Below are 8,679 nucleotides of genomic sequence, written 5' to 3' on the forward strand. Positions count from 1 at the left end.
TTGGCGGCGCGGCGCGGCTCCCGTCGTGGACGCCGTGAGGCAAGGATGACGGGTCATGACGATCGTGTTCCGGGTTCCGGCCGGTGGTGCGGAGCGGGTGGGGTTCGCCTACTCGCCGACGATGGAAGCCGTACTGAGTCTCCATGTGCTGGTGGAGCCCAAGCACCACCCCGTCCAGCACGGCTGGGTGCGTGCGATGCGCAAGCTGTCCCCGGCGCTGAAGCGGGAGATCGAGGCGTTCTCCTACGCCGTGCGCTCGTACTTCCCCGAGTTTCTCTTTCCGCAGCCGACCGGCGGACTGACGGACTTCGCCGACGAACTGGCTGCCCTGCGTGGGGCGGATCCGGAGCTGGTCCGCCTGGAGTTCGCCGTCCCCCTGCTCACGCCCTGGCCGGGTGGCGGCGAGGGCAGGGATCCGCACGTGCTGGACGAACCGGAGGTACGCGGCCTGTTGCGGGAGCGAGTCGCACGGGAAAGCGACGCAGCGATGGCCGCGATGCTCCTCGACGATCCCCGCGCGTTGCTCGAACGGTTTCTGAGCATGCTGGAGCGCTACTGGCGGGAGGCGTTCGAGGAGGAATGGGCGCGGCTCGAACCCGAACTCGCCGCCGGCGTCAGCAAGGCCGGACACCAGATCGAGCAGCGGGGCCTGTACGGGATGCTCCGCGGCCTGTGGCCGGAGGTGCGCAGCGATCCGCAGGCCGAACGCTTCTGGCTGGAGCGGCCGCACGACCACGAGGTCGCCATCGGCCCGGACGACACACTCGTACTCGCCCCCAGCGCCTATGTGTGGCCGCACGTACGCGTCAACTGCGACGGTCCGTGGCCCCTCGGGCTCGTCTTCCCCCTCTCCTCGATCGTCCGGGAAGCCCGCCCAAGGATTCCACCCACCCAGCTCGTCGGCACACTCCGCGCGCTCGCCGACGACACCCGGCTGCGCGCCCTCCGGCTTCTCGCCGAACGCCCGCGCAGCACGCAGGAGTTGGCCCCGCTCGTCGGCGTCAGCGAGGCCGCCCTGTCCAAGCACCTGCGCGTGCTGACGGACGCGGGCCTGCTGGAGCGCCGCCGCGAGGGCTATTACGTCCTGTACCGGCTCGCGCCCGGACAGGTGGCGGGCCTGACTCCCAGCCTGGATAGCTTCCTGCACGGCGACGGCGATGACTGATTAGCCATCTGCCTAATAAGTGGATCAGACCCCCGACGGGACCCGACAGTGGCCGCATGTCACTGCTGAGGGACCGCAACTTCCTGCTTCTCTTCGTCGGCCAAGGCATCTCACGCTTCGGCGACGGCCTGTACACCGCCGCTACCGCCTGGCTGGCCTGGTCACTGACGAAGGACCCCACGGCCGTCGCCGTGGTGAGCGTGTCCGCGTTCGCGCCCGCGTTCGTGGCCACCTTCGTCGTCGCCTCGTACGCCGACCGCCGCGACCGCCGGAAGCTGATGATCGCCACCGACCTGGCCCGGGTGGCCGTTGTGGCCGTGGCTTTGGTCCTGCTCTCCCTCAACCTGCTGAATCTTCCCCTGCTCGTGGCGACCACGGCGCTGCTGGCGCTGATCGGCGCCCCGTTCGCCCCAGCCCGCAACGCCATCGTCCCGCAGATCGTGCCGGACGACCGCCTCCAGCAGGCCAACGGGCTGCTGCAAGTCGCGTTCCGGGCCGCCTTCTTCGTCGGCCCGCTCATGCTGGCGCCGCTGCTGGCCTTCGGCTCGCTGCAGTCGGTGCTGGTGGTCAACGGGCTGACCTTCCTGGGCTCGGCGGTCGCCGTGGCCGCCATCCGCGTGACCCGCCCCGTCCCGACCAGTGGTCAGCCGGGGCTGTGGTCCGATCTCGGCGCCGGGCTCGGGGCAGTGCGGGCCGCTCCCGATGTACTCGTGGTCATCGTGACTTTCGTGCTCGCGCTCGCACTGACCAACGGTTTCCTGACCGTCGGGCTGGTCGTGGTCGTGGGACAGGGCGGCCAGTACGGCCTGTTGCTCGGCGTCGCCGGGGTCGCCGAAGTGGTGGGCGCCCTGCTCCTGGCCGGTCTGCGCATCCGCAGACTTGCACTGGCCGCGGTGCTGGCGTGGGCCCTGCTCGGGATCTTCCGGGCTCCGCTGGGAACGGTCACCTCCACTCCCGTGGCAGCAGTTCTTCTCACCGCTACGGGGCTGGCCTCGGCCCTCACGGACATTCCCTTGATCGCACTGGTGCAGCAGCGCATACCGAGCCATCATCTGGCGAAGGCGCTTGGCCTGTGGGAGGCCGGGGTGGCAGGAGCCCTGGCGATCTCCCCCTTTGTGGCCTCGACCGCCATCACCCTCGCCGGAGTCGACAACGCCTTCCTGCTCTCGGGAGCCGCCGTTGTCGTCCTGGCCGTGACCGCCACGCTCACCCTCGCACGCGTCGGCGCACGGCAGCCCGGTCAGGAGCCCTTCGCCACGGCCGACGGCACGACAAGCGTCGCGGCACCGGAAGAACAGAGGTGATCACGGCCAGACGGAGAGACTGCGCGGATCATCACGGGGCGCAGGTCAGCCCAGGACGCTGTTGCCGCGTGCAGAAGTGAACAACGGACAACACCAAACCCTATCCATAATTTCGGCTCGTAGTGCAGGTCAGGGCCCTCGGGCACCGCCTGCACGGCCTGCGCGAGTGCGACGGTGACTGGCCAGTCCATACCTCGAGCCTGCCGTCGGGGAGCACCGGCCGCGCGCCGGCGCCGCCGGTGGTGATGACGAGCTTTTGGCGATGTTGCGCAGGCTCAACTGTTGGTCACGCAGGTGGAGGACCATGGTGGTGAGGCTGATCGCCGTCGCCGATCTGCGCAGGATCGGCTTCTCGCTGCGTCTGCGTTCCGAAGAGAACCAGTGGCCCGGCACGTGATCTCGGTGCGACTTTCAGAAATTCGCCTTCGGACGGAACGCCGTGAGCGTCCAGGACGAAGAGGAGGTAGTAGCCGGGAGGCGCCCATGCTCCGCCGGCTGGTGCACGCACTGTCACGCTGTCGTCGGCGCGGTCGAGCATGTCAAGCCACAGGTGGCGTTGGTCCATGTTGTTGGAGTGCGTGACCGAACTGGCGCGGACCAGGGAAACGGACGCGATGTCCCGGGCGTTCGCGGTTGCGACGCGGAATGTCTCGCCGTAGGAGATCTGCGAAGGCGCCGAGTCCACGGCAGGGCGGGGTCCGCTCCACAGATACGGCGGTGCGTAGAGTTCGACGCTCATGTCGTCGCGGTCGTTGTTCCATTCACTGGTGTGCCCGGCGGCCAGAACCCGTCCGTCGGGGATCAGGAGAGCCACTGAATGGTAGCGGCGCTGGTTGTTGAGCCGCGCCGCCCGGTGAAAGGTTTCGTCGCGGGTGCGGAACAGCTCGGCATCCCACACAGGGCCCCAGTTGTTCGGGGCGTGCCCGTGTTCGGCGCCTCCAGTGACGAGGACGTTCCCGTCGGGCAGCAGCACAGCGTCCGCCATGTACCGCCGGAATTCGAGGTCGCTTGTCCGACGCCAGCGGCTTGCCATCGGATCGGCACGATCGAATTCGAAGATCTCTGCGGTGTCCGTGGCTGGAGTTAACAGGCTCCAGGGTCCTTGACCGCCCACTACCAGGATCCGGATCACGGGCGCATCGGGTTCGATCGGCAGCACGACGGACGAGCCCTGGTGGTCGTAGGTCCGGCGGTATCCGGTGGTGGTTGGGAAGGGCGGGGACCACAAGTCCTGCTCCGGGAAGTGGAGTCGTGCGCGGTTGTTTTCGTACACGAATAGGACCGTCTCGCCGTCGGGTCCGGGCAGGACATGGACGAATGGGTACGTTTTGATGTTGTCGGGGTAAAAGCGTCCCCGCACGTGCAGGGTGCCGCTGCTCTGCTCGAACACTTCATGGGTGCTGTTGATCCAACTGGCGTGGGATCCGTCGCTGCTGCCGGCGACGATGAGCCCGTCGCCGCTCGGGAGGGTCACGCATGTCGGGTACCAGCGCGGCCGCGGCATGTCCTCGAACCTCGTCCACAGGACGCCGGTCGATACGCCTTCATGCACCCTGGCCGCATGCACGGTGATGTCCGAACCATAGATCTCTATTCCGGGAAAGTAATAAAGACCGGGCCCCGCGACGCCCCCGGCCACCAGTAGGCGGCCGTCCCCGAGTAGGCAGTGCCCGCTGCAGAACAGGTTCTGGCGCAGACCGAATCCGTAGTCGTCGGTGTGCCACGTCGCGGTCGAAACGGGTTGTGCTGTCGCGGGATCCCAGACCAGGTACTTGCCGCGGCCCTTGTTGTTCGGGTCGGACCAGCGCTGCTCGTCCGACGACATCATGAGGACCTTGCCGTTGGGCAAGAGCGCGGCGTGGATCGGCACGAGGTCCAGCTCCGTCGGCTGCTGTTCGAAGCGCCCCCGGCCGCCTGCGACCCAGACATCCACCGACCCGCCCAGGAGAAGGGGCGCTGTGGCGGTGACGGTGGCCGCGGGCCCGGGCGAAGCAGGCTGACCGGTTCCGAGAACGGCCGTGAAAGCGCTGGTCCCACCGGCCGGAATGGTGATCGGCGACACCACGGACACCCGGCCCGGATCGGAACTTTGGAGCGCCACCTCGGTGTCGAACGGCCTCGGTGAACTGGCTTCGACGATCAGGAAACCAGCCCCGCCGGACATCCATACCGTCAGCGGACTTCCCGCCGCGGCACCGTACGGCCGCACTGACAGCGCGGGAATGTTGATGGTGAGCCCCATCGTGCGGCGTACCGTGCCTACTTCGTTCCTGGCTGCGATTTCCAACCGAAGCTCGTTGCCGACGGTCTCGCCGCCACGCGGAGACCGCCGCGACCAGCGTCGCCTGCCCGGCCCGCGCCGGCCCGTATGCCTGTTCGCCGACTCGCCGGCTCCGGCGACCATCGCGGTGAGCTGGGCGTGGGAGAACGCGAGAGTGCCGGTCGGATCCGCGCCGCTCCAAAGGTTCTTCCCCAACGCGGAGACGCGGACTTCCTTCAGCGGCGCGTTGTCACAGGCGACGTCCCACTCGACCGTGATGGTCTCGCCGCCTGCCACTGGATTGTCCTGCACCATGGTCCGGTCGTCGCGATAGGCAGCGAAGCGCCGCAGACGGGGCTCATGACGGACCACGAGGCCGGTGCCGACCCGCACTGGCGGGTACTGAGGAGGAACGAATTCGACGGGGCTGCGCACGCCCAGATACGAGTTGCCCCAGTGTCGGCCGAACCGCCTGGCGAATTGCTTGCGGGAGTCTTCGACTTCCACGAGTCGACGCTCGTCGGGGACGCGCACGAAGTAGACGGAGTCGACACTGCGGCGTTCCGGGACGGTGACGGTGATCTCGGTCGACGTCCACTTCCGGATTTCGGCGTGCATGGCCGACGGCCCGAACACCACGGCGACGTCCTCCGGTTGCCGTTTGGCGAATCGCTCACCATGGTCGGCATGCAAGGTCAGGGTTTCGCCCCCGACCAGGACGTCCGGGGAAACGCCGTGCAGAGCCGTGCTGTTCTCCTTCTCCCGACACGATTCCAGCCAGCGGTCGACCGGGTTTCCGTCGAGCCACGCGGCCAGCATGTCGTCGGCCTCGGCGACGACCCGGCCGCCGGATTCCGAAAAGCCTCGCGCGCCGGCGACGTCCTGATCGGCGGCCGCAATCGTCACGACGCGCGCCAGGCCGAGTGCATCGACGGCACCGTCCAGGAAGCCCGCCGATGCGTGTGCCAGCGCTGCGACCGGGAGGGCGACCTCCAGGAATTGCGCGTACAGGCGCGCGAGCTTCCGCGCCAAGAGATCGGCGTCATTGGCGAACTCGTAACTCGCCCCCATGAAGACATCGAACAGCACACTGAGGTTGAAGACCGGTTGCCCGGTCGTCGCCGACTCTGCCCGGCCACTGTTCGCGGCAGCGGATACGGCGGGCGCCGTCAAAAGCGGAGGATCCTCGTCCGCGGTGACGCCTGCCCCGGCACCGTCCGACGCCAAGCCCTCCCGGAACAAGGATCGGGCCTCCCGATCGCCGTGCACCAGCCTTCGGGACAGGTCGGCGAACCAGTCGAACTGCTGTGTCCGATGGTCGAGGAAGTCCACACACTCGTGGTAGTGGACTGCTCGCTTTCGGTCGAACGCCGCGGTGACGGCCTCATGCGCGCGGATGAACGCATGCGGGTCGACGAGGGGGTCGTCGAAGAAGGTGGGCTTGTGCGAATCGACGTGTGTACCGAGGTCCATCTCGGTGCCTCTCGTCAGAACTGCCTCTCAAACCACTACAGCACCAGCGCACGTCCAGCGCACCTCGACGCCGACAGGCGTCTTGCACGCGTGAGTACCGCCCGGAGACGCAGCCCCGTCACCGGTGCCGAACGAGGATGGCGGCGCCGCGGGCGGCTGCGATCGGGATTCCGACCTGGTTCAGGAGCGCGGACAGGTGGTTGGGGCCGAGAGGCTGGCCGGTCCGGCGGCCGGGGAATAGCCAACGGGCCGCCGGTCGTCGACTTCGGGCAGGGGATGGACGCGAAGACCGCGTGGGCGATGGCCCGCCTTGCCCTCCATCCGGACGAGCTCGGCTACGCCATGGCCCACCTGGACGACGAACACCGCGCCGCCGACTGAGGAGAGCATCCGTTCAGGCGCCGGGAGCTGAGCCATCGCTCGTTCCCCGAGCCGGACACTTGGACGTCGCGTCGGCCTCGGTCGGAGTGGCCCGTGCACAGCGCCGCCGGCAGGCCGCGACCACCGAGGCCGCCGCCCTGCGCCGGGCCCGGCAGGAGCGAGCGGCCCGGAAGCCGGGCCGGCGACCGTCGGACCACCGTCTGGACCGCGGACCACGGCCTGAGCCGCCGGGACTTCGTGCGGTCGTATCCGGTGCGGTCCTGGTCTGGGTCGGGCAGGGCCTGAAGGGCGTCGCGAACGGGCCGCACCACGTGTCGCGGGCTCGACGGCCGTACATTGCGGTCCCCCTGCTCCGCAGGTGGTGCCTTCGGTCTGTGCGGGAAGGGAGGACTGGCCTGGAGACAGCGTCGAGGCCGGGACCTGGTGGCCCCGGCCTGCGCCTGATGGAGGGGCGAGCCACCGCCCGTTCCATGAAGTCCCTGTTCACTGGTTGGAGCCAGAGGAGGTCAGGGCCTGCCTCTCGAGAGGGGCAGATGTGCGGATCGTTGCAGTCTCCTGCGATGACAGCAAGCGGATGTGGGACGAATTCGAAGAAAGTGCCTGGAAGGACTGGCCATGGCCTAACGCTGAGGTGACGTCCTGTCGAGAAGGCGCAGGTCGCGTCAGAGCATCATCTGGCGCGACGGTGCGCACGGGGGGAACTGGCCAGTTGGCCCTGTCTCCGGCAGATGCGACAGATACGAATTTAGTACTCGCGATGGGCATTCGAGCGGTCCGATCACTGGCAACATTCTGTTCACCGCAGCGCGGCGGAGCCACCCGTTGAGCTGTCGGCCTTGGTTGGAGCCAGAGTTCAGAGACCCCGATACCGCCTCGCGGTGCGCAGCACCCGTACGCGGTTCGCGGAGGAAGGGCACGTCATGCAGCAGTACGTCCTGATACGAACCGTGACTAGCGGAGGACGGATTTCGGCGCCCGGGGCCGGGTAGCGCGATGACGCGTACCGGGCGTCCGATGGCTCCCATTCCGCACCCGAAAACTTGGAAGGGCCGGCTGGCCGCAGCACTGCGCGCGGGGAGGTCCGCTCTCGCGCTGACTCGCCAGCAGGTTGCTGAAAAGGTCGGAACGTCCGTCGGGACGATCCAGCGTGCTGAGTCCGGCCGTGCCCTGCCGACGCTTCAGATGGCACATGCCATCGCGGTCGTCTGCCAGTTGGACAGGGATCGAATCGAGTCCCTGTGGAGGAAAGCATCGCAGAGCGGACGCAAACAGCCCGCGCCGCGTGCACGTCCGCCTGCTCAGATCTTGAACTCTGCGGAACTGGGACTTGCACTGCGGCAGTTATGGCAGATGAACGGCTGTCCGTCCCTGGATGAGATGGAGCGGCGGTCCAAGGCACGTATCCGTGAGTTCGGTAGTCTCTCCCGGTCGACGGCGTGGCGGATCCGGGAGCGGGACCAGTCAGTCGTTTCCAAGAAGCAGTTGTTCGCTTACCTCGTTGCCTGCGAAGTGCCGGAGAAGCGGTTCCCTCTCTGGGCCGAGACTTGGCACCGGGTGCGGCAGGCCGAGAGCCGGCGCGCTGCCCAGAGTGACGCACGCCAGTGGGCCCTGACGGCAGCCGAGGCGGAGCGACGAGTGCGTGAGGCCGGACTCGTCCCTGAAGAGCCCTTCCGGGGGGGCACGGTGCCCTGGACGGTGCGCTGTCGGCGACGGTCGTGCCGCCAGGTCAGCCGAATCCGCTACGCGGCCTTCATCGCCAGTGGCTTGGGTTGCCGAATCTGCGCCGGGCAGCCTGCCTGACCCTCGTTCCTGCCCCACAGGTCACGCGACTTCACACCCAATTCATCCGAGGAGATTCATGTCCGATCCCAGCCCGCCTCCCTCAAGCCGCTGGAAGAGGCTTTGGGCCTGGATCCGCCGCCGCTTGCGCGCGATGCTCTCCAGCGCCCTGCGCGGTGCGGCCTACGGCTCCGGGGCCGGCATCGTCGGCCTGATGTTCTGGTGGATTCAGCGCCAGCTGTAGCCCGTCGGCTCCGGCACTCCTTGTTGTCGGTAGGCCGGGCGCACTGCTGGCCGCCACGACCCCATCGACACTC

Annotated in this window: 5 protein-coding genes; 4 read left to right on the top strand and 1 reads right to left on the bottom strand. The window is 68.1% G+C overall.

Translation table 11 applies throughout. From position 1 onward, the window contains the following. Positions 1 to 55 precede the first annotated feature (55 nt). Positions 56 to 1,165 (top strand): DUF5937 family protein, encoded by a 1,110-nt coding sequence (locus tag ACFTZL_RS11985; RefSeq protein ID WP_382580661.1) that lies wholly within the window; start codon positions 56 to 58, stop codon positions 1,163 to 1,165. 56 nt (positions 1,166 to 1,221) lie between these two features. Beyond that, positions 1,222 to 2,469, top strand: coding sequence for an MFS transporter (locus tag ACFTZL_RS11990; RefSeq protein ID WP_382580663.1), 1,248 nt, complete (start codon positions 1,222 to 1,224; stop codon positions 2,467 to 2,469). 286 nt (positions 2,470 to 2,755) lie between these two features. Here the strand turns inward: ACFTZL_RS11990 and ACFTZL_RS11995 are convergent, their stop codons facing one another. Beyond that, complete coding sequence (locus ACFTZL_RS11995) at positions 2,756 to 6,202, bottom strand: galactose oxidase-like domain-containing protein (protein WP_382580665.1); 3,447 nt, start codon at positions 6,200 to 6,202, stop codon at positions 2,756 to 2,758. Between the two features lie 1,395 nt (positions 6,203 to 7,597). Here ACFTZL_RS11995 and ACFTZL_RS12000 point away from each other — a divergent pair. Both ACFTZL_RS12000 and ACFTZL_RS12005 read left to right on the top strand, forming a co-directional pair. Further along, positions 7,598 to 8,383, top strand: a complete 786-nt coding sequence (locus ACFTZL_RS12000) for a helix-turn-helix transcriptional regulator (protein WP_382580667.1) — start codon at positions 7,598 to 7,600, stop codon at positions 8,381 to 8,383. A gap of 58 nt (positions 8,384 to 8,441) precedes the next feature. Further along, positions 8,442 to 8,606, top strand: coding sequence for a hypothetical protein (locus ACFTZL_RS12005; protein ID WP_382580668.1), 165 nt, complete (start codon positions 8,442 to 8,444; stop codon positions 8,604 to 8,606). The last annotated feature ends 73 nt before the right edge of the window (positions 8,607 to 8,679 follow it).

The organism is Streptomyces sp. NPDC056948 (assembly GCF_042674225.1).
Lineage (GTDB): Bacteria > Actinomycetota > Actinomycetes > Streptomycetales > Streptomycetaceae > Streptomyces > Streptomyces purpurascens.